Origin of the sequence: Paenibacillus sp. GXUN7292 (genome assembly GCF_050864975.1) — a bacterium.
In the GTDB taxonomy this organism is placed as follows: Bacteria; Bacillota; Bacilli; order Paenibacillales; family Paenibacillaceae; genus Pristimantibacillus.
The window spans coordinates 243,297-268,610 of record NZ_JBOZWO010000002.1; the positions used below are offsets into that span (position 1 = coordinate 243,297).

At 43.2% G+C, this 25,314-nt stretch carries 26 protein-coding genes and 1 riboswitch; of the genes, 15 read left to right on the top strand and 11 right to left on the bottom strand.

Going from position 1 to position 25,314, the window contains the following annotated elements:
* Positions 1-35: 35 nt before the first annotated feature.
* Entirely contained in the window at positions 36-1,982 is a 1,947-nt protein-coding gene (locus ACRRU2_RS03740; protein WP_432499978.1) for an ATP-dependent DNA helicase, read from the top strand.
* 236 nt (positions 1,983-2,218) lie between these two features.
* Positions 2,219-3,430 (top strand): glucosaminidase domain-containing protein, encoded by a 1,212-nt coding sequence (locus ACRRU2_RS03745; protein ID WP_432499979.1) that lies wholly within the window; start codon positions 2,219-2,221, stop codon positions 3,428-3,430.
* A gap of 119 nt (positions 3,431-3,549) precedes the next feature.
* Here the strand turns inward: ACRRU2_RS03745 and ACRRU2_RS03750 are convergent, their stop codons facing one another.
* Entirely contained in the window at positions 3,550-4,452 is a 903-nt protein-coding gene (locus tag ACRRU2_RS03750) for a rhodanese-related sulfurtransferase (protein WP_432499980.1), read from the bottom strand.
* 196 nt (positions 4,453-4,648) lie between these two features.
* Between ACRRU2_RS03750 and ACRRU2_RS03755 the strand changes: the two genes are divergently transcribed.
* The 3 genes from ACRRU2_RS03755 to ACRRU2_RS03765 all read left to right on the top strand — a co-directional run bounded on the left by ACRRU2_RS03755 (position 4,649) and on the right by ACRRU2_RS03765 (position 9,024).
* Complete coding sequence (locus ACRRU2_RS03755; RefSeq protein WP_432499981.1) at positions 4,649-6,073, top strand: MBOAT family O-acyltransferase; 1,425 nt, start codon at positions 4,649-4,651, stop codon at positions 6,071-6,073.
* A 15-nt stretch (positions 6,074-6,088) separates the two neighbouring features.
* Positions 6,089-7,921, top strand: a complete 1,833-nt coding sequence (locus ACRRU2_RS03760; RefSeq protein WP_432499983.1) for a polysaccharide deacetylase family protein — start codon at positions 6,089-6,091, stop codon at positions 7,919-7,921.
* A gap of 134 nt (positions 7,922-8,055) precedes the next feature.
* Positions 8,056-9,024 carry a 2-hydroxyacid dehydrogenase gene (locus ACRRU2_RS03765; RefSeq protein ID WP_331699502.1) on the top strand — a complete coding sequence of 323 codons (969 nt, stop codon included), beginning with the start codon at positions 8,056-8,058 and terminating at the stop codon, positions 9,022-9,024.
* Here ACRRU2_RS03765 and ACRRU2_RS03770 read toward each other — a convergent pair.
* Positions 9,021-9,830, bottom strand: a complete 810-nt coding sequence (locus tag ACRRU2_RS03770; protein ID WP_432499984.1) for a helix-turn-helix domain-containing protein — start codon at positions 9,828-9,830, stop codon at positions 9,021-9,023. The genes ACRRU2_RS03765 and ACRRU2_RS03770 overlap by 4 nt on opposite strands.
* Positions 9,831-9,935: 105 nt before the next feature.
* On the opposite strand from ACRRU2_RS03770, the gene pyk reads away from it, so the two are divergent.
* The 3 genes from pyk (at position 9,936) to ACRRU2_RS03785 (ending at position 12,919) form a co-directional block, all read left to right on the top strand.
* Positions 9,936-11,354 carry a pyruvate kinase gene (gene pyk / locus ACRRU2_RS03775; RefSeq protein WP_331699500.1) on the top strand — a complete coding sequence of 473 codons (1,419 nt, stop codon included), beginning with the start codon at positions 9,936-9,938 and terminating at the stop codon, positions 11,352-11,354.
* 38 nt (positions 11,355-11,392) lie between these two features.
* A riboswitch (purine riboswitch) is annotated at positions 11,393-11,501 on the top strand.
* Positions 11,502-11,569: 68 nt separating this feature from the next.
* Positions 11,570-12,502, top strand: a complete 933-nt coding sequence (locus ACRRU2_RS03780) for an EamA family transporter (protein WP_432499985.1) — start codon at positions 11,570-11,572, stop codon at positions 12,500-12,502.
* A 72-nt stretch (positions 12,503-12,574) separates the two neighbouring features.
* On the top strand, positions 12,575-12,919 hold the full coding sequence (locus tag ACRRU2_RS03785; protein ID WP_331699498.1) for a hypothetical protein: 345 nt from the start codon (positions 12,575-12,577) through the stop codon (positions 12,917-12,919).
* A gap of 60 nt (positions 12,920-12,979) precedes the next feature.
* Here ACRRU2_RS03785 and ACRRU2_RS03790 read toward each other — a convergent pair whose 3' ends face one another.
* A complete protein-coding gene (locus ACRRU2_RS03790) occupies positions 12,980-13,261 on the bottom strand; it encodes a hypothetical protein (protein ID WP_331699497.1) in 282 nt (93 codons plus the stop codon).
* A gap of 259 nt (positions 13,262-13,520) precedes the next feature.
* Here ACRRU2_RS03790 and ACRRU2_RS03795 point away from each other — a divergent pair, with 259 nt between their 5' ends.
* Entirely contained in the window at positions 13,521-14,363 is an 843-nt protein-coding gene (locus ACRRU2_RS03795; protein ID WP_331699496.1) for a sensor histidine kinase, read from the top strand.
* 1 nt (position 14,364) lies between these two features.
* Entirely contained in the window at positions 14,365-15,003 is a 639-nt protein-coding gene (locus ACRRU2_RS03800; RefSeq protein WP_331699495.1) for a response regulator transcription factor, read from the top strand.
* A gap of 92 nt (positions 15,004-15,095) precedes the next feature.
* On the opposite strand, the gene ACRRU2_RS03805 is transcribed toward ACRRU2_RS03800, so the two are convergent.
* Together ACRRU2_RS03805 and ACRRU2_RS03810 are read right to left on the bottom strand one after the other, a co-directional pair.
* Complete coding sequence (locus ACRRU2_RS03805) at positions 15,096-15,455, bottom strand: c-type cytochrome (RefSeq protein ID WP_331699494.1); 360 nt, start codon at positions 15,453-15,455, stop codon at positions 15,096-15,098.
* A gap of 74 nt (positions 15,456-15,529) precedes the next feature.
* Positions 15,530-15,979, bottom strand: coding sequence for a disulfide oxidoreductase (locus tag ACRRU2_RS03810; RefSeq protein ID WP_331699493.1), 450 nt, complete (start codon positions 15,977-15,979; stop codon positions 15,530-15,532).
* A 311-nt stretch (positions 15,980-16,290) separates the two neighbouring features.
* Here ACRRU2_RS03810 and ACRRU2_RS03815 point away from each other — a divergent pair, with 311 nt between their 5' ends.
* Together ACRRU2_RS03815 and ACRRU2_RS03820 are read left to right on the top strand one after the other, a co-directional pair.
* Entirely contained in the window at positions 16,291-17,010 is a 720-nt protein-coding gene (locus tag ACRRU2_RS03815) for a YebC/PmpR family DNA-binding transcriptional regulator (protein ID WP_331699492.1), read from the top strand.
* 267 nt (positions 17,011-17,277) lie between these two features.
* Positions 17,278-18,060, top strand: a complete 783-nt coding sequence (locus ACRRU2_RS03820; protein ID WP_432499986.1) for a hypothetical protein — start codon at positions 17,278-17,280, stop codon at positions 18,058-18,060.
* A 183-nt stretch (positions 18,061-18,243) separates the two neighbouring features.
* Here the strand turns inward: ACRRU2_RS03820 and msrA are convergent, their stop codons facing one another.
* Positions 18,244-18,765 (bottom strand): peptide-methionine (S)-S-oxide reductase MsrA, encoded by a 522-nt coding sequence (msrA, locus tag ACRRU2_RS03825; protein ID WP_432499987.1) that lies wholly within the window; start codon positions 18,763-18,765, stop codon positions 18,244-18,246.
* A 170-nt stretch (positions 18,766-18,935) separates the two neighbouring features.
* Between msrA and ACRRU2_RS03830 the strand changes: the two genes are divergently transcribed.
* Together ACRRU2_RS03830 and ACRRU2_RS03835 are read left to right on the top strand one after the other, a co-directional pair.
* The gene (locus ACRRU2_RS03830) at positions 18,936-19,943 is read left to right on the top strand and encodes a TIR domain-containing protein (RefSeq protein ID WP_432499989.1); all 1,008 of its coding nucleotides are present in this window, start codon (positions 18,936-18,938) and stop codon (positions 19,941-19,943) included.
* A complete protein-coding gene (locus tag ACRRU2_RS03835) occupies positions 19,940-20,161 on the top strand; it encodes a hypothetical protein (RefSeq protein WP_331702038.1) in 222 nt (73 codons plus the stop codon). Before ACRRU2_RS03830 ends, ACRRU2_RS03835 begins: the two co-directional genes overlap by 4 nt.
* A 40-nt stretch (positions 20,162-20,201) precedes the next feature.
* Here the strand turns inward: ACRRU2_RS03835 and ACRRU2_RS03840 are convergent, their stop codons facing one another.
* From ACRRU2_RS03840 to ACRRU2_RS03850, 3 genes are read right to left on the bottom strand one after another with little or no spacing between them, the layout of a single operon-like run.
* A complete protein-coding gene (locus ACRRU2_RS03840; RefSeq protein WP_432499990.1) occupies positions 20,202-20,549 on the bottom strand; it encodes a DMT family transporter in 348 nt (115 codons plus the stop codon).
* A 33-nt stretch (positions 20,550-20,582) separates the two neighbouring features.
* A complete protein-coding gene (locus ACRRU2_RS03845) occupies positions 20,583-20,909 on the bottom strand; it encodes a DMT family transporter (RefSeq protein WP_331702035.1) in 327 nt (108 codons plus the stop codon).
* Between the two features lie 12 nt (positions 20,910-20,921).
* On the bottom strand, positions 20,922-21,455 hold the full coding sequence (locus ACRRU2_RS03850; protein ID WP_432499992.1) for a TetR/AcrR family transcriptional regulator: 534 nt from the start codon (positions 21,453-21,455) through the stop codon (positions 20,922-20,924).
* A gap of 166 nt (positions 21,456-21,621) precedes the next feature.
* Between ACRRU2_RS03850 and ACRRU2_RS03855 the strand changes: the two genes are divergently transcribed.
* The gene (locus ACRRU2_RS03855; protein ID WP_432499993.1) at positions 21,622-22,830 is read left to right on the top strand and encodes a GTP-binding protein; all 1,209 of its coding nucleotides are present in this window, start codon (positions 21,622-21,624) and stop codon (positions 22,828-22,830) included.
* Positions 22,831-22,878: 48 nt separating this feature from the next.
* On the opposite strand, the gene ACRRU2_RS03860 is transcribed toward ACRRU2_RS03855, so the two are convergent.
* Both ACRRU2_RS03860 and ACRRU2_RS03865 read right to left on the bottom strand, forming a co-directional pair.
* Complete coding sequence (locus tag ACRRU2_RS03860) at positions 22,879-23,841, bottom strand: TIGR03943 family putative permease subunit (protein WP_432499994.1); 963 nt, start codon at positions 23,839-23,841, stop codon at positions 22,879-22,881.
* A 77-nt stretch (positions 23,842-23,918) separates the two neighbouring features.
* On the bottom strand, positions 23,919-24,857 hold the full coding sequence (locus ACRRU2_RS03865) for a permease (protein WP_432499995.1): 939 nt from the start codon (positions 24,855-24,857) through the stop codon (positions 23,919-23,921).
* Positions 24,858-25,314: the final 457 nt, after the last annotated feature.

A 25,314-nucleotide genomic window follows, 5' to 3' on the forward strand; every position in this document is an offset into this window, starting at 1 on the left:
GATGGGAAGGTTCATCTTAAAGGAGAAACAGAGAAGTGAAGCTTAACCATTATCCGTTTGACTATGACCATAAGCAGCCGTTTATTCAGCAGGCTAGCGATTGGATTGCAGATGTTTTTTATGAAAAGCTGCCAGAATCAGGCTTTGAAGTGCGTGATGAGCAAATTTATATGGCGTTTCAGTTGGAACGCGCGTATGCGGATCGTGAGATTATTTTTGCCGAGGCTGGTGTAGGCACAGGAAAAACGCTAGCTTATTTGTTATATGCAATCAGCTACGCGCGCTATAGCGGAAAGCCGGCAATTATAGCGTGTGCAGATGAGTCCTTAATTGAGCAGCTCGTAAAAGAGGAAGGCGATCTTGCCAAGATAGCCAAGCATTTGGATTTTCAAATTGATGCCAGACTCGCGAAATCTAAAGATCAGTATCTGTGCTTGGAAAAGCTTGATGAAGCTAGAGGCGAAGAGGAGAATGAGCTGTTCGCGGACCGCTTGTTCGACATATATGAAGGGCTGCCAGATTTTGTTACGAAGCCGACTACGATGCAAAGCTTTTATCCGTACGGAGATCGCAGAGATTATCCGGATTTAAGTGATAAGGAATGGTCGAGGATTGGCTGGGATGTATTTCAGGATTGCTTCGTCTGCGATCGCAGGCATCGCTGCGGACAAACGCTGTCGAGAGATTATTACCGTAAAACAGCAGATGCCATTATTTGCTCGCATGATTTTTATATGCAGCATGTATGGACATTTGAATCACGCAAGCGTGAAGGACAGCTTCCATTGCTGCCGGAACACAGCTCGGTTGTATTCGATGAAGGGCATCTGCTTGAAACCGCGGCTCAAAAAGCATTGACCTATAAGCTCAATCATGATGTGTTTGAAGAAATTGTTGTTCGTCTGCTGCAGGGTGAAATTCGAGAATCACTCGCACTTGCGATTGAGGAAGCGATATCGGCCAGTGAACGCTTGTTTCAACAGTTGGAGCAGTCTAGCAGGCAGGTTGAAGCATCTGACCGAATGGAGATTTTATGGAGTGACAGGCTGACAAAAGAGCTGCATCAATTTCATGCCGCTATTAACGAGATTGAAGAGCAGCTTGTGTATGAAGGCGGCATGTTTACGATCGATTCTTATCAGCTCAAAATTGTCGAAGAGCATTTGGATACGATTCAGCAAGCTTTGTCACAATTTCGGCAGCCTGTACAGCCTATTAGCTGGGCAAGCAAGGACAAATTAGGATTGTCGCTTATCATTATGCCCAAAAAAGTAAAGGAAATGCTAAAGGAGTACGTGTTTAACGGCACGATGCCGATCGTATTTTCCTCTGCTACCTTATCTGTTAACGGTGATTTCAAGCTGCTTGCCGATGCGCTTGGCATCGGAAGCCATCTATCCTTCACCGTTCAGTCGCCATATGATTATGATGTGCAAATGAAGCTTTCCATCATGAAGCAGCCAGCCATATCCTTAGCGGAAAAATCCCGAAAAACGATTGAGCTGATAGAAAAAAATGGTGGCAGCACACTCGTCCTGTTTTCCTCGCAGCAGCAGCTTGAAGTGTTTAGACAATATTGTTATTCTAATGCCGAGTTGAGCGGTATGCTGTTTGAAGGCACACAGGAAATCAGTCATTTAATTAAACAGTTTCAAATGGATAAAAGCAGCGTGCTTTGCGCTTCTACCTTGTGGGAGGGCCTTGATATTCCGGGTCCTGCATTGACACAGGTCATTATTTGGGATCTGCCGTTTCCGCCTAATGATCCTGTCTTTACAGCGCTGCGTGCGGAAGCGGAGCAGTCGTTCGAGCAAATTGATATGCCTTATATGCTGCTGAGATTGCGGCAAGGCATCGGCCGGTTGATTCGGGCGCGCGAGGATGCCGGTCAAATCGTATTGCTGTCCGAGCAGTTAATGGATGATGCGATGTTGAATAAAATCATTCAAATAATGCCAGTATCCCGGTATTCTCTCTGCTAAACACCTATAAATTTAATAGCATTAATAAATTGTCTGAAAAAAAATAATAAATAGCGAAAAAATATTTTTTAAGGACTGAAAATCCACTAATATCAACAGTTTTCCTATTACAGGAAAGCTGTTTTTTTATTATTTTTAAGCACTTTTTTTAAAATGACAGTCTTAGCTTGGACGTTGCCACATATACTCTTCCAAGACCGATCTTCTTAAATAAATTTAGGAAAGAGGTACTTGATATGAGAAAAATGATCAATCATCCAATAAGTATAATGACTATTTGTTTATTGCTAGTGATAACCCTTTTGCTTAATCCGCCTCACCGCACTGAATCCGCCCATCTGGAAACATCGAGCTCAGTCATGGAGGAAGTTCCTGCTAGTGAGGCTGTTCATATTGACGTAGCGCATCATAGCGATTGGAAGCCAGCCTGGTTAGCCGCCTTTCAAAAGCTGAATAATGCATGGAATAAAATTTATGAGGAAAATGATGAGGAAGACGATAATAGAGCTCTAGCGGATGAAAGCATAACGATGGATGAGGCATATTCAAGCTTGTATGCTGAAACGATCACAGAGAGTTTAGATAAAGTATTGCAAAGGAATGAAATTACATATAACGAGAAAACAGAGATTGCCGGCAGCCTTCCATCCTTTATGGTTGAAGTTACAGCTTACTTTTTGAATATACGGGAGCAGGGTCATGCCGATTCTAAAATACTTAAAACGGTGAAGCAAGGCGACCAGCTCACTATTGTAAGCGAGCTTGAAAATGGCTGGCTTGAGCTGGAGTCGGATGGATACATAAATGGAAATTATGTGAAACGGATTGAGCAAGCAGAAGAGGGAGCATTAGAACAGCGTGAAATGAACAAGCCAGTTACGATTCAAAGCTATACGGAAGCAGTATCGTCGGCAACAGACCAGCATCCTCAGCAGCTGTCTGCCAAGCTGAAGAGCGAAGCTTTGCCTAAAATTGTGAAAACCGTTCAAAAAGACAAAAAGGCCAATCAGCCTACCTCGACGGTTGACCAGGCTTCCGGTCTTACGAGCGAGCAAATTGAAAAGCTGTTTGGAGATTCAGCTCTGGCAGGCCATGGGCTTGGCGAGGCTGTGCTTGAAATGGAAGTGAAGTACGGCGTTAATGCTTTTTTCACGGTAGCGGTGATGAAGCTGGAGAGCGGTCACGGCAAAAGTAAGCTTGCCAAGCAGAAAAATAACTTGTTCGGATTGAATGCCATTGACGGTGACGGGTTTAATAAAGGCTTTAGTTTTAAGACGAAAAGCGACAGTGTGGAGAAGTTTGCGCAGCTGATTTCAAAAAATTATGTGGGCAAAGGCTTGGATACCATTGAAAAGGTGGCTAAAAAGTATTGTCCAACTAATAGTAAATGGCCTTCATTAGTGAAGTCCATTATGAAGAGTGACTACAAAAAAGCTATCCTTCATTAGCTTTTTAATATAGCATGAAAAACAATGCTCGTCTGCGTAGTGGGACGAACCATAAAACAGGGATATCGGTTGTTGTTGCCGATATCCCTGTTTATTATATGCCTTGGAGCGGGGCACGTTTATCCCTGGGCTAGGTTATGCACATGCTCTTCGCATTCAGGCGAGCAGTAATGATTATATTGCTGTTCGCAATTATCGCATACAATATGCTGGCGATGACAGGTATCATCCGCGCAATTAATATACGTTTCTGCAGGAGTGCCGCAATGATAGCATTTGCCGACAACTACCGCTTCATCAGTATGATTAATATCTACAGAAATACGCTCATCGAATACGTAGCATTTGCCGTCCCACAGTCTGCCCTTTACTTCATCATCTTTGCCGTACGTTACGATCCCGCCTTCCAGCTGATATACATCAGTGAAGCCTTCACTTAGCATAACACCTGTAAGCTTCTCGCAGCGGATGCCTCCCGTACAATAAGTCAAAATGGGCTTGTCCTTATAGTCTTGCATATTTTCACGCAGCCACTTCGGAAATTCCTTGAATGTTTCCAGCGTAGGCTTAATCGCGTTGCGGAAATGACCCAGATCATATTCATAATCGCTGCGTCCGTCGAGGACAATGACGTCTTCGCGCTGCAAATAATCATGAAATTCCTTGGGCGATAAGCGCTTGCCGCTCAAGCTGTTTGGATCTAAAGGCTTTTCATACCGCAAAGTGACGAGCTCTTTTTTGTGCCTTACAAAAATTTTGCGGAAAGCATGCTTATCCGCTTCGTCAATTTTGAAAACCATATCGGCAAACAGAGGGTTGGCATGCATATGCTGCATATATTGCTCTGTTTGCTCATAAGTGCCTGATAAGGTGCCGTTAATGCCCTCATCCGCAATTAAAATTCTGCCTTTTACGCCAAGCTCCTTGCAATAAGTCAAATGCTCAGCTGTAAAGCTTGCAGCATCGGGAATTGGAACAAATTTATAGTACAATAAAACGCGGTAACCGCCTTTTTGTGTCATTGGGTAAACCTTCCTATCTTTATCATATTATTATTTCTATGATAGAACTGTTTGCGCTGATTTTCAACACTTGGTTAATAATAGAAAGAGATTTGTCGATTTATGCATTGATCTTTATCTGTGCTATAATGAAATAATTCTTGGCAACTGCCATTTCATTCTAGTTATGCATTCGGATGAAGGAAGGTCGTATTTTGTGATTTTTTCAACATATTCATTTATTTTTATTTTTTTGCCGATTGTTTTTTTAGGATTCAGGCTGCTTAGTCATTTTAAGCTTCATTTTTGGGCCAAGCTATGGCTCGTTATAGCCTCGGTATACTTTTACGCGCAAGGCAGCGGCAGCTTTACTATAATTTTTATTATTGATATGTGCGTCAATTTAATGCTCGGCAATTTAATGATCAAGAGTGGCAATGCCGGCAGGAATGGGCTCAAGCGATTGCTTTTGGCAGCAGGGCTGACGCTGAATATTTTATTTTTGGGCTATTATAAATATGCGAATTTTATGATCGATAATGTAAATATGATTACTGGGCAAGCTTACGGGCTTGTTAATATTGTGCTGCCGCTGGGCATATCCTTTTATACCTTCCAGTTGATTGCTTATTTGGTAGACAGTTATCGCGGTACGGCTAAGCCTACGCCAGCGATTGATTTCTTTTTATTTATTACATTTTTCCCGCAGTTGATTGTAGGTCCAATCGTTCATCATGCTGAAGTATTGCCGCAATACCAGGACAATAAGCAGCGCTTGTTCAATGCTTCCAATATTATGCTGGGGCTATTCTTGTTTTCAATTGGCTGTGCCAAAAAAATAATGCTGGCTGATCCTCTAACGAATTACTCCCAGCAATTTTTTGCTAATATTAGTGCGGGTGATACACTTACAGCCTGGTTGTCATCGGTAGGCTATACGCTTTCTTACTATTTTGATTTATCCGGTTACGCTGATATGGCGATCGGACTTGCTTTGCTGTTTAATATTCGTCTTCCGCAAAATTTCAATTCACCATATAAGGCAAGAAATTTCAGAGAATATTGGAATCGCTGGCATATGACGCTGTCGCGCTTTTTATCCGATTATGTATTTCGCAGCGTATATCGAAAGGGAAAGGGCAGCTTTAACTTCTATAGTGCTGTAATGATTACCTTTTTTGTATCCGGCTTTTGGCATGGAGCAGGCTGGGAGTTTGTTTTATGGGGCGTTATTAATGGCGTATTTGTATGCATGTCTCATTTCATGTATCGCAAAAAGTGGAAGCTGCCTTTTATTTTAGCATGGGTAATTACATTTGCGGGCGTAGTCGGCACACGTATTTTATTCGTTTCTGACAATCTTCCACATGCGCTGGAAGTGATGAAAATGATGTTTGTCTGGAAGGAATACGGCGTAGGCAGTGCTGTGTATTACCAGTTCCTTACCTTTGGCGCCTATCATCTGTATACGATTGTGCTGCTTGCTATTGCGATGATTATTGCTTTTTTTGCGCCAAATTCAAGCGAAATAACGAAGGATTTCAAGCCGCGCTATCGCTATGCCTTTGCAGCTGCCTTTCTATTAGGCATTTCATTAACGCAAATGACTTCTGTTTCTAAATTTTTATATTTTCAATTTTAAGGCTGAGGTGAGCATATGAGCTTGCGTAAATGGTTAATAGCTTTTGCAGCTGCGCTTGTCGTAGGCGGGCTGGCAGTTGGCGGCTTCAATATTATTGTCGATCCTTTTGGAGTGTTCGGTGATAAGTTTTTAAAATGGCATTCATACAATATGGTTAATAACCCGAGAGTAGCAAAAATCGCTTACTTGGACGAGCGGCATGAGCAGTATAATTCCTATATTATCGGAGGCTCCAAATCAAGCTCGATCTCTCCAGAATTGTTAAATCAATATTATGGGGATGACGCAAAATTTTACAGCATGCTGATGTATGGCGGCGATTTTCATGATTATGAAAAAACGATGTATTATATTGTAGATCAATATAAGCCTAAAAACATTGTTATTCATATGAGCTTGCAGGAGATCAGCCACTATAATGAGAAGGCGACTGACTTCAAGCAGTCTTTGCACGCCAAAGTTTCTGGCGAGTCGAAGCTGATGTTTTATTTGAAATATTTGTTGCTCAATCCGTCTTACGGCTACGATAAGCTGCAGGGATTGGCTGAAAGACAAATAGATTCCTTTGAATACGCTCAATTCATACCTGAAAACGGCGTCTACAACAAGGTTAAACGAGATGCAGAGGATGTTAATAATTTAGGTCAATATATGGATCGTAATAAAGCGGCTTTTGCTCCTTTCGGGAAGATGGAGCCAATCGCTCTGGACAATAATGTAGAGTCATTAAAGAGAATGAAGCAATATTGCGATGAGCGCGGCATCAGCTTCAGGCTGATTACAGGTGCTACTTCCGAGCAGGAGCTGAGAAGCTACAATCTTGACGATCTGAAAAAATATTGGGTAAAAATCGCCGAAGTAACGGATTTTTGGGATTTTACCGGTTATACGGGAGTTAGCGGCGACCCAAGATATTTTTATGATACGATGCATTATCGCAATTCGCTTGGCACTATGATGCTGGGATATATTTTCGAAGATGAGAATGTATACGTGCCTGCTGACTTTGGTCATTACACAACGAAGGACAATGCAGCGGCTCATGCGGAAAAGGTGTTCACAGCGCCAGCAGCGGCGGCAGCTGAAAAAACAAAAGTGCCGATTTTAGTCTATCATCATATCGATGCAGATCCTTTTGAGCCGAACTCATTAATTACGCCGCCGGATAAATTCAGAAGTGATATGCTCGCTATTGCGAAAGCGGGGTTCAATACGGTATCTATACCTGATCTGATCGATTTTGTAGACGGCAAGAAGGAGCTGCCGCCAAATCCGGTTGCAATAACGTTTGATGATGGTTACTTAAGCAATTACGAGCATGCTTTTCCAGTGTTGAAGGAGCTTAATATGAAGGCAACTATTTCGCCGATCGGCTGGTCAGCTGGACGGACGGAGCATCGCTTGCCAGGCGTTAATTTTTATCCGCATTTTACATGGGAGCAAGCAAAGGAAATGGTTGATTCGGGCTTGGTCGATTTGCAGAATCATACGATAGACATGCATGAGAGCAAGGATGACGGCCAGACGCGTGTCGGTATTTTACAGATGGATGGTGAAACGACAGGAGCTTATGCTAAAGCGCTTGAAGCGGATATAAATGGTTTAAGCCAAATCATTGAGGAGAAGACAGGCCAGAAGGTAACGGTGTTTACATATCCATTTGGATATTATTCGCATCTATCCGAACAGATAATTAAAGATCTGGGCTATCGGGCTACACTTACTACTGAATCTGGCGTCAATTACTTGGTGAAGGGCGATCCGCGAACTTTGTTTGCGCTGAAACGGATTAATGGCAGCCCTGGAGTGAAGAGTGAGGACTTGGTGAAACAGCTTCAGGCAAAATAATTTTCAAGAAACGGTTCGTCCTTATATAAGGTCGAGCCGTTTCTTCTTGTAAAATGCTCAGTCAAGCCTATCCAAACGGCATCGTATTATTTATAATGAAACACATACTTATAACGACGCAAAGGAGTTATGTGATGAAACCGACGATATTTATTGATCGACCATTGCCGCTTGAGGTGAAGCAATATTTGGAAGAGAGCTTCAATCTTGACTATTGGGATAAAAATGAAAAAATAGACAAAGAAACTTTGATGCTTTATTTGAGCCGTGCAGAAGGCATACTGACTGCTGGCAGAACGATCGATGAGCGTTTGTTGGAAGCGGCTCCTAAGCTGAGAGCGGTCAGCACGATCAGCGTTGGCTATGATCATTTTCATTTCGATGCGATGGAGAAGCATGGAGTAATTGGCATGCATACGCCAAATGTGCTTGACGAGACGGTTGCCGATCTTTCATTTGCGCTAATATTGGGCTGCGCGCGCAGAGTGGCTGAGCTTGATCATTTTGTGAAACAGGGACTGTGGAATGCCAATGCGGGACGTACGATATTTGGAACCGATGTTCATCATGCTACGCTTGGCATTATTGGAATGGGCAGAATAGGCGAGGCTGTGGCCCGCAGAGCCAAGCTGGGATTTTCAATGGATGTTCAATACTATAACCGCAGCCGGAAGGAAGCGGTTGAACAACAGCTTGGCGTAAGGTATTCGTCCTTGGAGGAGCTGCTTAAAACTTCTGATTTCGTGCTTTTGTTAACCCCGTTAACGAAAGCGACAGAGGGCATGATTGGGCGCGACCAATTCAAGCTCATGAAGAAGTCTGCTTATTTCATTAATGTGTCGCGCGGACAAACGATTGACGAGGAAGCGCTCGTAGAAGCACTGTCGGAAGGCTGGATTGCAGGAGCTGGACTGGATGTTTTTAAGCAGGAGCCTATTCAGAAGGATCATCCGCTGCTGCAAATGAAAAATGTGCTGACTTTGCCTCATATCGGCTCAGCAACCGATAATACAAGATTTAATATGGCGATGCTGGGCGCAAAAAATTTGAAAATGGCACTGATTGAAGCGCAGCCGCAAAATGTTGCCCGCAGGCTTAGCTAAGGCGTTGGAGGGCGATCCTTCATCAGAACGGATGGAGGATGGCCAATCATTCGTTTGAAAATTCGCTGAAAATATGTGACGTCGCGATAGCCGAGATATTCGGCTATTTCGCTGACGGTCAGCAGCGAATCCTGCAGCAAATAGACAGCTGTTTTTATTCTGGCGGCATGGACATATGCACTTATAGGCTGGCCCGTCACTTTACTGAATATCGCCGCAGCATAGTTTGGCGAGCGTTTAATGCAGCTGCCCAGATGCTGCTTGGTAATGGCTTGGCGATAATGCTCTGCGATGTACTTTTTCATTTTTTCCACATGCTGTACGATAGGCTCTGTCATTTCTCCCTGCTCAAGCTCGCGGCTCCACAAGGTCAGCGTCTCCAGCAAAGCTGCCAGCAAGCGCCCTTCCGCAAAGGCTAACCCCTCTTCTAATTCCTTTAAAGCAGTCCGAATTCTTTCCACGCTTAAGTCATAGCAGCCAGCTTTCGATTTTATCCAGCTGTCAGATTGAAACAACGGCAGTCTTATAGTTTTGCTTGTGGGCGTTATCCCGCTGAACGGCGGCAATTCCTGCACTTCAAAATGCAGCTTCTCATGGAAAACGGTTGGAATGCTTTTTCCGTAGTATGGAACAGAGCTAGGTATAAGTAAAAAATCGCCTTTACTCACCATTACCTTTTCTCCATTTATCCAGTACAGGCAGCTTCCATACGTAACAACAATAAAATGATGCTGCTTTTTTGCTAGTTCTGCACTGTCATACCAGCTCATTCCCTGGTCGCGGCGCCAATGCGGTATCGTAATCATCCAGTCACCTCGTTGTACTATAGTCTTTCTATCATACTATAGTTCATGTACGTTGTCTGTTTTATCCATTACAATAACAGCAGTCAAGAACGGAGGATGAACGTTATGAATCAAACGAAAATTGTATGTACGATGGGACCGGCTTGTGAATCCGTTGAAATGCTTGAGCAAATGATGCTTGCTGGTATGAGTGTTGCGCGCTTGAATATGGCGCACGGCGAGCTGCAGGATCATCAAGGGCGAATTGATCTTGTTAGACAGGCAGCGAAGAAAGCTGACACAGTTGTGGCAGTGATGATGGATATTAAAGGACCTGAAATTAGAATAGGCACGCTGAAGGAGAAGTCGGTAGAGCTTGTCAGCGGAGCTGAAATTATTCTAACTAGCGAGCAGACGGAGGGTACTGCTTCAGTCGTAAGTGTTAATTATGCTGAACTGGCCGCAGATGTACAAGCGGGAGACCGTATTTTAATCGATGACGGACTAATTGAGCTTACGGTCATTTCTGCCCAAGGGACGGAAACCAAGTGCCGTATTGTAAATGGCGGTACATTAAAGCCGCGCAAAGGCGTTAATTTGCCGGGTATCCGCACATCGTTGCCGGGCGTAACGGAAAGGGATAAGCAGCATATTCAATTTGGAGTTGCTGCAGGAGTAGATATGATTGCCATGTCTTTTGTCCGCAAGGCCGAGGATGTACTCCATGTCAGACAGCTGCTGGAACAAGCAGGAGCAGGTCATATTCAGATTATTTCCAAAATCGAAAATGAAGAAGGCGTCGACAATCTAGACGGTATTATTGAAACCTCTGATGGCATTATGGTTGCTCGCGGTGATTTGGGCGTAGAAATTCCTGCTGAGGATGTTCCCATGATTCAGAAGCAAATGATCGATAAATGCAATGCAGCAGGCAAGCCTGTCATTGTTGCAACTCAAATGCTTGATTCAATGCAGGTTAATCCAAGGCCGACGCGCGCTGAAGTAAGCGACGTTGCAAATGCGGTGCTGCAAGGTGCCGATGCAATTATGCTTTCCGGTGAAACAGCGGCAGGAAATTATCCGCTTGAATCAGTGAAAATGATGGCGACAATCGCTCACCGGACAGAATCGACGATTAATTATGAGGATCAATTTACGGCAAAGCGCAATGCTCATCCTGCTACAACGACTGAGGTGATCAGCCAGGCAGTTGTGGCAACCTCCTTGCAGCTTGCTACAAGCGCGATAGTTACGCCTACGGAAAGCGGATTTTCCGCCCGGATGGTATCGAAGCATAGACCGAAGGCGCCAATCATTGCGATTACGGCTCATGACCATGTGATGAAGCGATTAACGCTTGTCCGAGGCGTTACGCCGCTAAAAGGCGAGCCTGTTACTAGCACAGATGATTTATTCGATATGTCGATACAAAGAGCAGTTGAAGCCCGCCTGATACAGCGCGGAGATTATATTGTCATTTCGGCAGGAGTGCCGATCGGCAAGGCTGGGGCAACAAACTTAATCCGCATTCATGAGGTAGAATAAAATTGAGCGCTTGACAATATGATTAAAAACGATAAAATATATTTTGTTGTGCAATATTTCGTATAGCCTCACAAAGTCACTTTCATTAGGGTGAGGGTCTCTACAGGAAGCCTTAACTTCCTAGCTACGAATAGCGGATATGATCTTATGAAGATTATTCCTATTCGAGGCTAGGATTTTTTTATTTTTACAGCACTAAGGAGGTCAATAGTATTATGAAGCATATGATTGCAGTTTTTTTTGGAGCCGCGAGCTATGGCATTTTATCAACCTTTGTCGTTCTGGCTTATGATAAAGGTTATAAACTGCAGGAGGTTGTCGGCACACAGCTGCTGGTTGGTTTTTTATTATTAAGCCTGTTAAGTCTGGCAATGAAATGGAAAGGCAAAGGTCAGCAGAAGCAGGCAGGTGCAGCATTTGAGCGATTAAATGGCAAAAAGGTTGCGTGGCTGATGCTGGCAGGCGTTCCTCAGGCTGCTACAGGCTTGTTATACTATAATGCATTAAAATACATTCCGGCTTCATTGGCAATTATTTTGCTTTTTCAATTTGTATGGATCAGCTTGGTAATACAAGCCGTGAGGCAGAGAAAATGGCCGCAGGCGATAATGCTGGTGTCGCTGGCTATCGTAATTGCTGGAACTGTTCTTGCAGCAGGTGTATTGGAGGAGCAAGTACAAGCCGTCAGCATGACAGGTATCCTATTTGGGCTACTTGCAGCAGTCAGCTATACAGTATTTATTCTTATAAGCGGAGGCGTGCTGCCCAAAGCAAACCCTTTGCATCGCACGCTTTGGATGGTAGCAGGCGCACTGCTCTTTGTAAGCCTGATCTTCCCGCCGCATCATTTGATAAATGGACGTTTGTGGGGCGATTTGCTTTTGTTCGGGCTTTTATTAGGCTGTTTTGGCGCATTTATACCGCCGCTGCTCTTCGCCTATGGTGTACCGTATATCGGAGAAGGCTTGGCCGGCATTCTCGGAGCAGTAGAGCTTCCTGTGGCTGTCATGCTGTCTACGCTCGTACTCCATGAGCAGGTAAGCTGGTTGAAATGGGCAGGGGTATTGCTTGTGCTAGTTGGCATTATCGTGCCAGAGGCATACCGCAGGCGTAAAGAGAAGCTAAGCTATCAGCCGACGGGTTGTTAGCGCGTCTGCATTGGTGTAGACTGGAAGGAGCAGCATAAATACACCGCATGATCGGATTAAAGGGAGTTTGTTATGTTTACCGGTAAAGCCTTGACGCTCAGCAGAATTTTGCAGATTATTTTTATTGTTTCTTTTATTGTCGCAGTCATTTATATGTTATTTAATCGCAATGAAATTGAAGTCGGCAAAACATATGAAGTGCTGGAAGGCAGCTTCGTTACACAATCGATAGGGGATATGGAGCTGCTTGACCAGGCGCGCAGAACTCCTGAATTCAAACAGGTATTGGAGAAACTAGAGGTGGAGCGCGTGCCAAACGGGCAGCGGGTGCTCGTAACGGATAAGCAAAAGGCAATATGCGGAATTGAGAATGAGCAGATTGCCGGCTATGTATCCTGTCAATCCATTATCAAATAAGGATACAACAGGGCTGTCATTACGTCTCATGGACGGGGTGGCAGCCCTGTTATTATGTGATTACTGAAGTTGAAGCTGAAGCACTGTTCTGGGATACCGGCAATCATTTCTTATAAAATAAGTCGTTTTGTCATATGTGGATTTCGATAAGCGATGAGATATATCAGCGGCGGAGAGCATCGGTTTGATATAAAGCATCGATTCGAGAAATGAACAGTGAAGTAAGTTAATATCCAATGATTGAATCATAATGACACATTTGCGGAAGGTGCAATTTTTAAAATTAAACCCGTCCAAGCTGATCGTTTCATTTTCAAACAGCTCATCTGTAATCCATTCCATGCTGAGTAACACTCCTTTTTGTACACTTCATACCATTCTCATATTTTTTAACGAATGAGACACGAATGTAATCATACCAAAGCTTGTATGCAATGTTTGTCAGAAATTGGAATTCGATTCCTAATACTTCTCGACACTTTTCGGTCGCTTTCTGTTTCTTGGCAAGCAGTAGCCCGAAAGAGTCATTTCTAACTTTGTTTCGATCATCCATAATAGATAGTGAAGCTGCAGGCATTGCAAGCGCTAGAAGGGAGAGCTCATGTTGTATAAACGAATTAAATGGCTCATATTAACGATTCCGACGATTACAATCGGCGTTTGGGAATATGTTCGTCATGAATATTTGTTGTCGTATGTGTCGATGGATTTAGGGAACTGGCTAGCTCCGGTTATCGTTTTTCTAGTAACTATGCTGCTGTTGACGAAGCTGTTCAGTGTGCTTGAGACGATTCAAGCTGAACTGCAGCAATCCAAATTAGTTCAGGCAGCTCTGCATGAAAGAGAAAATTTGGCCAAAGAGCTTCATGACGGCATTGCACAATCTTTGTTCCTGATGTCGATCAAGGTTGAAGAGCTGGCTCAGCAGTCCGCTTTGGCGGAAGAAAATAGCAAGCTGCAATCTATTAAACAAACTGTGCATGAAGTGAATCAGTATGTGAGGCAATCGATATCCAATCTTCGCTATCCGCCTGAGCTCGTTACTGTGCCTTGGAAGGAATCGATGGAGATGCTGATTCGTGATATATACCTGGAGACTAATATAAAAATAGAATATGAATGGAAGATCGAGGAAGAAGCATTATCCGTCAAAGAAAAAATTGGATTGTATGAGTTTATTCGCGAAGCGCTTGTAAATATTCGCAAACATGCTCATAATGCCAAGCATATTTTTATTTATGTGGAGTATACGGATACGGGCTGGAGATGCCGCATTATGGACGATGGGCAAGGCTTTACACCGCAATCGCTTCAGAAGGCGGAAAGCTACGGGTTAAAAATTGTAAAGGAACGAGCGCTTGAGCTGGGATGGCAGTTTTCTATCCAGCGGCAGGAACCGTACACAATTGTAGAGGTTATGAAAATTGGGAAGGAAGTGGCATGATATGACTCAGCCGATTAGAGTGCTGATTGTGGATGATCATCCTCATGCGAGAGAAGGGATGCGCTCCATTCTTGGACTTGATCCATTATTCGAGGTTGTTGGCGAAGCGGAAAATGGCGAGCAGGCGATAGAATGGACGGAGCAGGTTATGCCTGACCTTATACTTATGGACATAAATATGAAGCGGATGGATGGCCTGGAGGCTACCAAGCTTATAAAAGATAAATATCCCTACGTTAAAATTGTTATGGTAACTGTATCTGACAATATTGCTCATTTGTTTGAAGCGCTTAAAAAAGGAGCACAAGGATATTTGATCAAAAATTTAAATCCAAGCGCTTGGCATGAATATTTAAAAGCGGTCGCGCTCGATCAGGCGCCTATGTCGCAGGAGCTTGCGCAGCGTATACTGAATGAGTTTTCCCAAGCGAACAGGCCTGAACCTGAAGACACTCCTTTGACACCGAGAGAGAAAGAAATATTGACGCTCGTTGCCCGCGGGATGCTGAATCGGGATATTGCGGACACACTGATTATATCTGAGCATACTGTAAAAAATCATTTGAAAAATATACTGCAGAAGCTGCATCTGGAAAATCGTGTTCAGCTGGCAAGATATGCGTATGAACGCGGTCTGTAGAGTGGGGAAGCAAAAAAGACGAGCAGAGGAAAATGCTTGTTACATTCCCTTTGCTCATCCCTGTCCAAAGAACGGCGAAGCTGTTTATTGTATTATTTGAAGGTGGAAAGCCAGTTGGTCAAATTAATAATATCTTCATCCGGCAGCTTTCCTTCAAACGGGATCATGCCGCCGCCGCCCTTCACTATTTTATTATAGATGGCTTCTCTGGACATTTTGGTGCCCACCCCGGTAAGGGCCGGTCCAGCCTTTCCTTGATATTGATCGCCATGGCAGCCCATGCAATTGCTGCGATAGACAGCCTCTGCCGTGGCAGCGTCATTAGGCGTCTCTGGAATTTCTATAGAAGGCTTGTTTTCATCGATTGTTTTCTTTTCCGGAAATTGAAAGATCATAACATAAACAGCCAGAACTGCAGCAAGACCTAATACGACTGACATAATCCATTTCATAAGTATTTCCCCTTTCTTTAAAATATTGAAGCTGCACGGTGGAAATTTGATATAGCGTTGGCAAGTTGTTTTTATTATGTCTTACTAACGCGTGAAGCATGCTTCTTCATCCACAAAAGTGAGATGATTATTAGGATGAAGGCAGTTAAAGCAAGCATTGGTATAGTAATAAACCCAAACCAGTATAAATAATCACCGATGCATGAGCCAGCCTCACATGCAGCCAGCGAGCCGATCGTATCTGGGAATTGCTGTACTAGTATGTGATAGATAGAAAAAAGCGATCCGATGATGGCAAGCGGCAGCGCGTAATAAATAATTTGATATTCTTCTCGAAAAAATGCAATACCAAGTATTAAAGCTAGCGGATACATAAAAATACGCTGAATCCAGCATAGGTCGCAAGGGATATAGTGTAAAACTTCGCTCATATATAAGCTTCCCGCTGTTGCAAGGAAAGCGACTCCCCAGGCGAAAAACAGCAGCTGTGCTGCCTTCGTTTCAGAATGATTGCTTTTAGTCAATTCGGTCCAGCTCCTTTTCGGAGAATTGGATTATATTCATATTGTTCTTATTGCAAAATAATGGGATAGGCTTATTATTATCATAAATCATTTCCTGAATACAGGCATGACTACTTAGGGCTATTTGAACCGTTTCAATCAAGTGAAAGTTTCGTGTCGTTCATCAAATCACAGCATTTATTATGTTATTATAGGCTTGGGCATCAAGCAGTAGAACCTGCATTGGAAGAATAGCAGGCATGAGCAGTTTTTCATTGGACAAATTGATGGTATAATAAGTTGAATATTCTATAACGGAAAGCAGGTACAGTATGGGTCGCAAGTGGAATAATATTAAAGAAAAAAAAGCAAGTAAAGATGCGAATACGAGCCGGATTTATGCCAAATTTGGCGTAGAGATTTATGTAGCGGCAAAGAAAGGTGAACCGGATCCAGAGTCTAATCGCGCTCTGAAGGTTGTACTGGAACGCGCAAAAACTTACAATGTGCCGAAAGCAATCATTGATCGTGCGCTTGATAAAGCGAAAGGCAGCGGCGAAGAGATTTATGAGGAGCTGCGCTATGAGGGCTTTGGTCCTAATGGAACTATGGTTATTGTAGATGCATTGACCAATAACGTGAATCGGACAGCGCCTGAGGTTCGTTCCGCTTTCAATAAAAATGGCGGCAACATGGGGGTCAGCGGTTCAGTAGCCTATATGTTCAGCGCCACAGCTGTTATAGGCATCACAGGCAAAACATTGGATGAAACGTTTGAGCTGCTTATGGATGCCGACATTGAGGTAAGAGATTTGATTGAAGAAGAGGATGCTGTCATCGTTTACGCAGAGCCTGATCAATTTCATGAAGTACAGGAAGCGTTCAAGGCTGCTGGTATTACGGAATTTACAGTAGCGGAGCTGACGATGCTAGCTCAGAGTGAGGTAACGCTTGAAGGCGATGCATTGAAGCAGTTTGAGAAGCTGATTGATGCGCTTGAAGATTTAGAGGACGTCCAGCAGGTTTATCATAATGTAGATCTTGGAGAATAACTGTATGAAGCGGGTGCTCGTTACGACGAGTCCCGTTTTTTTGTTTTTTATTCGAGGTTCCTTTGTATCGGTTTCGACTTCGTATAAATCAATAGCATGTTGTTACAAGGGAGAACTCTGCAGATGGTGAACGTAGTTTTATGTTAGTTTACGACAGTGACGCTGTTTGTGACGAAGCTCTTTTTTGTCTTTTGAATGTATAAAAAAATGACCACGAGAAATACTTTTTGAGTAGTATTCCTTAATTTTCAAGAAGGAGGAGAGTATTTGAAAAGTAGAATAAGGAAAAGCGTAATTGCAGCGTGGATATGCTTCGGCTCAGTAGCCGCTGGATATCAAGTATACGCGAGCTTAAACAATAAAGTGGATACCGGAGACCATTACACGGAGCATTATCAGCTGGAGCCTTCGGACAATGAAGTTACGGCTGATGCTTTTTATTTGAAAGATGAGCTGTTAATCGAACTGAAGGATTTTACCGATCAAGCTCCTGAGCTGGAGCCGTCGCACGACAAGCTGATGCATGTCATTGTTGTCAGCTCGGATTTGCAGCAATATTTTCATTTGCATCCTGAAAAACAACGGGATGGTATCTTTTCGCAAAAGATAAATTTAAAAGATAATGTTTATAACGTATTTGTTGACATTAAGCCGAAAAATCTGAATTATGTCGTTGAACCTATTCAAATTCATGTAGGCGATACGGATCTGGCAAACAATGATGCTAAGCTTATTCCAGATACTCAATTTACTAAAATGGTTAATGCTCAGGCTATAGAACTTAAAATGGAATCGGACATCCAAGCTCATAAAGAAGTGACGCTTGATTTCGACATGCTGGGCGGGAAGCCGCAGCCATACTTGGGAGCGTTAGGCCATGTGGTGATTTTGGATGGGTCTGGGGAAAATTTTGTGCACGTGCATCCGATATCTTCTGATAAAACGGTTTTTCACACTCATTTTCATAAGCCAGGCTTATATAAAATTTGGGCGGAATTCAAGTTTAACGATCAAGTAAATGTGTACCCATACATTATCAACGTTACGTAACAAGGATAAATGGCTTCGCCATCCTTTGGACTGGCGCGCTTACCGATATAATCGATGAAATATAGAAACAGGATAAGTTAAAACCTTATGCTTTCTATTATTTTGAGAAAAAAGACTCAATCTCTGCTGAGAATGAGTCTTTTTTCGTACGTCCTCAATTAAGGACGATTGTGTTGTTCTTTCTTATTTGCTCCAATATTTTTCGATAATAGCATCCCGGCCTGAATAAACGCGAGATTCCTTATAGTATTCAGGGTCTTTGCGGTGAAAATCTTGATGATATTCCTCCGCCGGGTAAAACACAACCGCTTCTTTAATTTGAGTGACGATCGGCTGCTCGAAACGGCCGCTCTCGCCAAGCGCTTTTTTGGATGCTTCTGCAAGCAGGCGCTGTTCTTCATCATGATAAAAAATAGCTGCGATGTATTGGCTAGACCGATCGTTGCCTTGGCCTGTCGCATCTGTAGGGTCGATTTGCGGCCAGTAAAGCTCAAGCAGCTTCTCGTAAGGGAAAATATCAGGATCATAAGTGATTTGTACAACTTCGTGATGACCTGTCTCGCCCGTTAGCACTTGCTCATAAGTCGGATTTTCTAGGGTACCGCCCATATAACCTGAAATAATACCATGAATGCCTGGCTGTTCCTCGAATGGCGTTACCATACACCAGAAGCAACCGCCGGCAAAAGTAGCTTTTTTTAACATTTTGTTCACCTTCCATGCAGCAAAAGAAATCATTTCGTATGCTTTATTATTTTAGACCTAATTTTCCAATAAGTCTACTGAAAACGTTAGATATGCTTTCTCCAGCTTAATTAATCTAGTATAATTATGATATAGAGGAAATTATTTCACCAAAGGAGCACGATGCGTTGATGACTCGGCATAGAAAACCGCGAGTTTTTATAGGCAGCTCAAGGGAAGCAATCGATTTTGCCAGAGCGGTCGGTACTGCTCTTGAGTACGTTGCTGAAGTAAATCCTTGGTATGCTGCAGCGTTTAATGGCAATGATTATACGATGGAAGCGTTGGAGCGTGAGCTTTCCACGAACGATTTTGCAGTTTTTTTGTTTGCAGCAGATGATGTAGCGCTTATTCGCGGCAAGCCCGTATTTATTACAAGAGATAATACAATATTTGAAATGGGCATGTTTTGGGGCAGGCTGGGCAGAAGACGCGTGTATGGAATTATTCCTCATAATTTGGCAAGCAGAGATGATCTGATTCATAAAACGACCGTCTCGGAATATCATCTTTTATCCGATTTGACAGGTTTAACGATGCTTCGCTACAATTCCAATCGAACCGATTTAAAGCATGCAGCAGCTGTGGATACCGCCTGTGGTGAAATTATGGCAGCAATCGCTAAGGAAGGCTTGTTTGTAGATCCTAACGTTCTGCTCGTCCGCAAGCAAAGTATTTTACATTTTTTTTGGGAGTATATTCGCAATTCCGGTGCAGCCAATCAAGCGCAGCAGTACGCGTCCTATGCAGAGGCTATCCGATTCTCGTTCCTGGCGCCCAGAGATTTTCGAGTATTAGGGGCTGCCATATGGAAGAGAGAGCAAGATCGGATATACCAGGCTGGCGGCAATGTTGGCCGCGAGCGTTCGTTCCACATGGATGAAAATGCGGGAAAAAAAGAAGGCGAACAAAGAATATACATGCTGGATACGTTTTTAAGCGGAGAATGGTCATTTTTTAAGCGTCGTGAGATTGCAGAGGTATGTGTATTATGCTATCCTTTGGGTAAGAAGCATGCATTATCGGTGCATATTTCCGGAAATCGGACATTGACAGATGTACAATTAGCTGAAATTGTTGAACATAATGACGAGTTGTTAAATACAATGAATTACTTGATAGGAGGGGATTCCTTATGAACAAGCGTTCGTCGATTAGAAGAATGAAGCGCAAATCCGGATTGGGCAAGCATGCTCAAAGGAAGGTCATTCCTTTGCCGACACAAGCACAAGCGGCTTTTCTAATGCAGTCCTCGGAAGCAGACGTTTATATTGGCCCATCCGTAGAAGGTGGAGACAAAGAATATGTTAAAGTTGTAAGCGGGAAAGTAATTGAACGCAGGCCATCATTCGCATAATAACCGAATTGATATTTTCCTGAAGCTGCCTTGCTTCATCTTATGATGAAGCAGACAGCTTCTTTTTTTGTGCTGAAGAAGCGTTGAGGAGAGCGATGCCTCCCACGATGAGAAGGATGCCAGCCGCCGAAAATAAAGTAAAAACTTCCTGCCATACGATAATGCCTATTATTGCTGTCAGAACAGTGCCTGCTCCTGACCAAATCGCATAAGCCAAGCTTAGCGGTACACGCTTCAAGCTGACGGATAAAAAATAAAAAGCGGTCAGGAAGCCCGCGCCAAATGCGATGGATGGGAGGAGATTCGTGAAGCCTTCTGATAATTTCAGCATCGTTGTGCCAAATACTTCACAAATAATGGCGAGCGTTAATGCGTAGTAGCCTTTCATACTGAAGCCCCCGATGTTAGTTATTAATCATTGTTAAGATGCTCCATTGCTTAATTTCATTAAAACTACTCCGCAAATTATTAATAGTAAACCGAGCAGCTTTTTCACATTGAATGTTTCTTTAAAAATCATAACACCGACCATAGCTGTCAATGCTGTCCCTACGCCAGACCAAATCGCATACGCAGTACCTAGAGTTAAAGATTGCAGGGCTAAGGATAAACAATAAAATGATACACCCATGCCAATTACAACGCCCGCTGAAGGCAGCAGCTTCTTAAAGCCGTTGGATACTTTCAGCATCGTGCTGCCGAAAACTTCGCTTATAATCGCTGTTGCCAGAAGTAGAAATGGATTCAAGTAAATTTCTCCTTATTTTGTCAACTGAATTGCTTTTTCTAGTATTTGATTTCGTAATGCTTCATCAATCTTTCCTAGTCCGAATACTTCTGAAAACCAAAGTCCGTCAGCAATTAAGCGAACCATTGTCGCTTGTACAGGATCGATCCCATCCTGAACGAAATTTTGCTGCCACTGCGCATAATGGGTTTGCATTTCCAAAAGCAGCTCCGGATTCGCGAACATAGCCACGATTAGAGCTTCGCTAATGCCATTATCCTTATTAATATCCTCGACAGTTTGCTGAATATAGGCGCGGCTCCATTTTCCCCTATCATGTGAGCTGCTGTTAATTCTTTCTTGAAGACTATGGACAAAATCACCCGTCATATATTTAACCATACCTTCTAGCAGTAGTTCTTTGTTAGGGAAGTGGTAGAGCAGCCCTCCTTTGCTTATACCAGCCTTTTTGGCGACGGCCTCTAGTGTTAAACGCTCAACGCCTTGTTTCTTCACGATGCTTGCTGCGGAAAGGAGCACCCGATTGTATTTGGAATTACGATTCATATGCTTCACCTCAGATTTACTATACCGTCTGGACGGTTCAGTGTCAATTTTGAAAGGAGGTTTTTAAAAATCAATCAACTTAACAGCAGGGTTGACAAATGATATTTCAGTTGCTATATTCTTATACGTAATGATTACGATTAAGTAAAAAGCTAGGAGGAAACATATGTCTTTGAATAAAATTCCTGTAACAGTGCTTAGCGGTTATTTAGGAGCTGGAAAAACAACGGTGCTTAACCATGTGCTGAACAATCGCAAGGGCATGAAGGTAGCTGTCATTGTTAATGATCTCAGTGAAGTTAATATCGATGCTGATCTGGTTAAAAATGGGGGAGGGCTTTCACGAACCAATGAGCAGCTTGTGGAAATGTCCAATGGCTGCATCTGCTGCACGCTTCGGGAGGATTTGCTGAGGGAGGTAGAACGGCTTGTGCAGCAAAATCGTTTTAATTACATATTGATCGAATCGACAGGGGTGGGGGAGCCAATACCGGTTGCTCATACCTTTACGTATGTGGATGAGCAGCAGGGAATAGATTTGTCTCGTTACTGCAAGCTGGACTGCATGGTGACGGTCGTTGATGCTTACCGCTTCTGGCATGACTTTTCCTCTGGCGAATCATTGCTGGAGCGCAATCAAGGCGTAGCTCAAAACGACTCGCGGGATGTCGTTGATCTGCTGATCGATCAAATTGAATTTTGCGATGTTCTTATTCTGAACAAATGCGATATGATCAAGCCTGAAGAGCTAGCTGAACTGGAAAGCTTACTAAAGAAGCTGCAGCCGCGCGCCAAGCTTATCCGCACGAATTATGGCCAAATTGACCCTTCTGAAATATTGGATACTGGATTATTTAATTTTGATGAGGCAAGTGTATCGGCTGGCTGGATCAAAGAGCTGGAGCTGGATGAGCATACGCCGGAAACAGAGGAATACGGCATTACTTCCTTCGTCTATGAGAGAGTTCGGCCCTTCCATCCTGCCAGATTGAAGCAGTGGATGTCCTATTGGCCATCCGAAATAGTCAGGGCAAAGGGAATAATGTGGCTGGCCAGCCGCAATCATATGGCGCAAAGCATCAGTCAGGCAGGGCCTTCCGTACAATTTGGCCCAATGGGATACTGGGTAGCTGCGCTGACTAAAGCAGAGCAAAATGAAATGCTAATGCAGGATTCAGAGCTGCGAAAACAGTGGGATCCGGTGTATGGCGATCGCATCAATAAAGTCGTTTTTATCGGCATTGATATGGACAGGGAAGCTATTGTTACAAGCCTTGACCTATGCTTGCTGACGGATGATGAGATGGAGCAAAGCTGGAGCAGGCTCGATGATGATTTTCCAAATGTGAGCGAGGAAGAGCTTCAGCATCAATAATTGCACAACGAAGGGCCTTTATGAAAATAATTCATAGAGGCCCTAGTATTAATAAGCCGTTATGCTTGAATCATATTCATCCGCATACCCGTCATTGGGATATACGTAAGGCGTGCTTGGCGTTTCGATGTATTCAACCTTGCTGACATCCAGGTCCATAATTTCATATTCGCGGTAAGCAGTTGTCGTTAATACGCCAGTTATACGCACCCAAGTATCCTCTGCCAAATGATTGCCGTGGCTATAGGTTGCTAGAATGCCATAGGGCTCCGTATCTGCAGAGCAGCACATCATAGCTAATCTGGCAACAACAAATTGGTTTTGTGTCATATCGTCCTCGCGATAAACAAAGCCGCTTATAACGATTTCTTTACCGAGAAAATTTTCTTTGTACAGATCAAGTGTCGTTAGCGTTTCAATGAAACCTGCTTCTTGCACATAGACCGTATCCTGCTCATATAGTTTTTTTCCAAGGGTGGCATGCATTTCTGTGTATTCATCGAAAGGGAACAGCGTGTCCAAATTGTCTTTTGCTGCAGTTGGCACTTCAGCAGGGGCAGGGGCATTGCTGGAAGATACCGTGCTTGGTGGTGCTGATAATTCAGCTGTTACTGCAGCCGAAGCAGTGCTGTTAGCCGTAACATTATTGCTAGTGGCAAGATTGACCCCTTTAAGAGAAGTAATATTGCTCCCGAGCAGTGTATCCGAGGTGAAAAGTCCGAGCAATAATGGCAGCAGAAACATGCTGTAAATGATGATATTTTTCGCTTTAGATTTTGAAGGCTGATGGCTGCACCCACAATCAGGTTTCTGTTTATGAGTAACATTGTGCAAGGCGATATAGACGAATACAACCGCTAGTATAAACATAGCCAGAGCAGATAGCTTAACTAATAATTCCGTACGGGGCGCTATATAGTAATTAAGGCGTTCATCCTTGACGAGCTTGACGATCAGATAGGAGAAACCGCCCATCAGCAGAGCACGCAGAACATAATGAAAGGTGTGCATAATATAATTGCAAATCTCCTTTCAAATTAATTAATACAATTAAATATTAATGTTGATAATTAAAGCTGTTTTATTTACTAATTGCTTGGAAAGTACCAATAACCTAATAATAAAGCGCCAGCAAATACGGTTATAAATATAAGAACAGAGAGAAGCAGCACAAAACGTTTTTTAAATACAGACATAAGCATTAAAGTACTCTTGAAATCCAGCATAGGTCCAAAGACAAGAAAAGCGAGCAAGGAGCTGCTGGAAAAGATCGATGCAAATGATGAAGCGACGAAAGCATCTGACGTTGAGCAAATAGAAAGAATGTATGCAAAGCCCATCATAAAGAAAATAGAGCTGAATTCAGCTTGTCCAATATCAACTAAATTCGTTCTCGGCAGAAAAGTTTGAATGGCTGCTGTAAGAATGGAGCCCAGCATAACATATTTACCCATATCAAAAAACTCATTGCCGGCATGATCGACCATAGTAAGGAGCTTATTTGGCTTGTTTGTATGTATGGTATGCGGGTTCGCATGGATGTCTGCATGCTCCTTCTCCAAGCCGCAGCTGTGGCTATGCTGGCGCTCGTCTGCTGCTGATTGCTTATTTTTTAATGGGTTTCCTTTTACAAAAAAGTATATAATTAACCCTATTAACAATCCGGCTGCAAGCGCTAATCCCATTCGGGAGTAAATTAAATCAGGGCGAGAGCGAAAAGCAGTATAGGTTGCTGCAATTACGACTGGATTAACAATTGGACCAACAACTATAAATACAATTCCGATATATAAGGGCATGCCTTTGGCAAGTAGACGCCTAACGATCGGGATTAATCCGCATTCACAAACCGGGAACAAAAATCCTAGCACTAAGGCAAACGGTACCCCAAGCAGCGGGTTGCGAGGAATACATTTTCGTATAAACCTTTCAGACACAAACTGCTGCATGAGTGAGGAGACGATGACACCCAACAGAAGAAAGGGGAGAGTCTCTAACAAAATGCCTAGCAAAATTGTCTTGAACATCGTAAATGAAGACAGCTCCCAGAGCTTTCCTTGCACTAAAAATCTCACAGACTCAGGAAAAAAAGCGAACCAAACGATTAGACCGCACAGGAATATATAAAAAAGATGAATGTGTTGACGGTTAGAGGCAATGCGCAATATCTTTCCTCCTTTCCCTAAAAATAGATAAACGTAATCATTACGCATAAATAATATCGCGATAAAGGAAATGTGTCAAATTAACTTTTTTAATAGAATTGACTAAAAAACTTGACTTTTCTAAAGCAAGTTTAGTAAGCTGAGTCAAAGTCATTCATATAGAGCATTGATCAAAGACATGATATCGTGTACGAATTGCCCAGAGAGAGGAGCGTTTGCTGAAAGCTTCTTCAATTACGGCGCGAATATTACCCCTTTGTAGCTGTGGCGTTGAACCTGTCTGATGGCAGCATTATGCGGCACCGTTTTATCCCCGTTA

Bases quoted from the DNA above. Each gene is read 5' to 3' on its own strand.
- ACRRU2_RS03850 (WP_432499992.1), bottom strand. From the start codon at position 21,455: ATGAATCGTAATTCCAAATACAATCGGGTGCTCCTTTCCGCAGCAAGC.
- ACRRU2_RS03785 (WP_331699498.1), top strand. From the start codon at position 12,575: ATGTTTACCGGTAAAGCCTTGACGCTCAGCAGAATTTTGCAGATTATT.
- ACRRU2_RS03795 (WP_331699496.1), top strand. From the start codon at position 13,521: ATGTTGTATAAACGAATTAAATGGCTCATATTAACGATTCCGACGATT.
- ACRRU2_RS03835 (WP_331702038.1), top strand. From the start codon at position 19,940: ATGAACAAGCGTTCGTCGATTAGAAGAATGAAGCGCAAATCCGGATTG.
- ACRRU2_RS03745 (WP_432499979.1), top strand. From the start codon at position 2,219: ATGAGAAAAATGATCAATCATCCAATAAGTATAATGACTATTTGTTTA.
- ACRRU2_RS03830 (WP_432499989.1), top strand. From the start codon at position 18,936: ATGACTCGGCATAGAAAACCGCGAGTTTTTATAGGCAGCTCAAGGGAA.
- msrA (WP_432499987.1), bottom strand. From the start codon at position 18,765: ATGTTAAAAAAAGCTACTTTTGCCGGCGGTTGCTTCTGGTGTATGGTA.
- ACRRU2_RS03865 (WP_432499995.1), bottom strand. From the start codon at position 24,857: ATGTTCAAGACAATTTTGCTAGGCATTTTGTTAGAGACTCTCCCCTTT.
- ACRRU2_RS03765 (WP_331699502.1), top strand. From the start codon at position 8,056: ATGAAACCGACGATATTTATTGATCGACCATTGCCGCTTGAGGTGAAG.
- ACRRU2_RS03860 (WP_432499994.1), bottom strand. From the start codon at position 23,841: ATGCACACCTTTCATTATGTTCTGCGTGCTCTGCTGATGGGCGGTTTC.
- ACRRU2_RS03750 (WP_432499980.1), bottom strand. From the start codon at position 4,452: ATGACACAAAAAGGCGGTTACCGCGTTTTATTGTACTATAAATTTGTT.
- ACRRU2_RS03815 (WP_331699492.1), top strand. From the start codon at position 16,291: ATGGGTCGCAAGTGGAATAATATTAAAGAAAAAAAAGCAAGTAAAGAT.
- pyk (WP_331699500.1), top strand. From the start codon at position 9,936: ATGAATCAAACGAAAATTGTATGTACGATGGGACCGGCTTGTGAATCC.
- ACRRU2_RS03790 (WP_331699497.1), bottom strand. From the start codon at position 13,261: ATGGAATGGATTACAGATGAGCTGTTTGAAAATGAAACGATCAGCTTG.
- ACRRU2_RS03805 (WP_331699494.1), bottom strand. From the start codon at position 15,455: ATGAAATGGATTATGTCAGTCGTATTAGGTCTTGCTGCAGTTCTGGCT.
- ACRRU2_RS03840 (WP_432499990.1), bottom strand. From the start codon at position 20,549: ATGAAAGGCTACTACGCATTAACGCTCGCCATTATTTGTGAAGTATTT.
- ACRRU2_RS03770 (WP_432499984.1), bottom strand. From the start codon at position 9,830: ATGATTACGATACCGCATTGGCGCCGCGACCAGGGAATGAGCTGGTAT.
- ACRRU2_RS03855 (WP_432499993.1), top strand. From the start codon at position 21,622: ATGTCTTTGAATAAAATTCCTGTAACAGTGCTTAGCGGTTATTTAGGA.
- ACRRU2_RS03780 (WP_432499985.1), top strand. From the start codon at position 11,570: ATGAAGCATATGATTGCAGTTTTTTTTGGAGCCGCGAGCTATGGCATT.
- ACRRU2_RS03760 (WP_432499983.1), top strand. From the start codon at position 6,089: ATGAGCTTGCGTAAATGGTTAATAGCTTTTGCAGCTGCGCTTGTCGTA.
- ACRRU2_RS03800 (WP_331699495.1), top strand. From the start codon at position 14,365: ATGACTCAGCCGATTAGAGTGCTGATTGTGGATGATCATCCTCATGCG.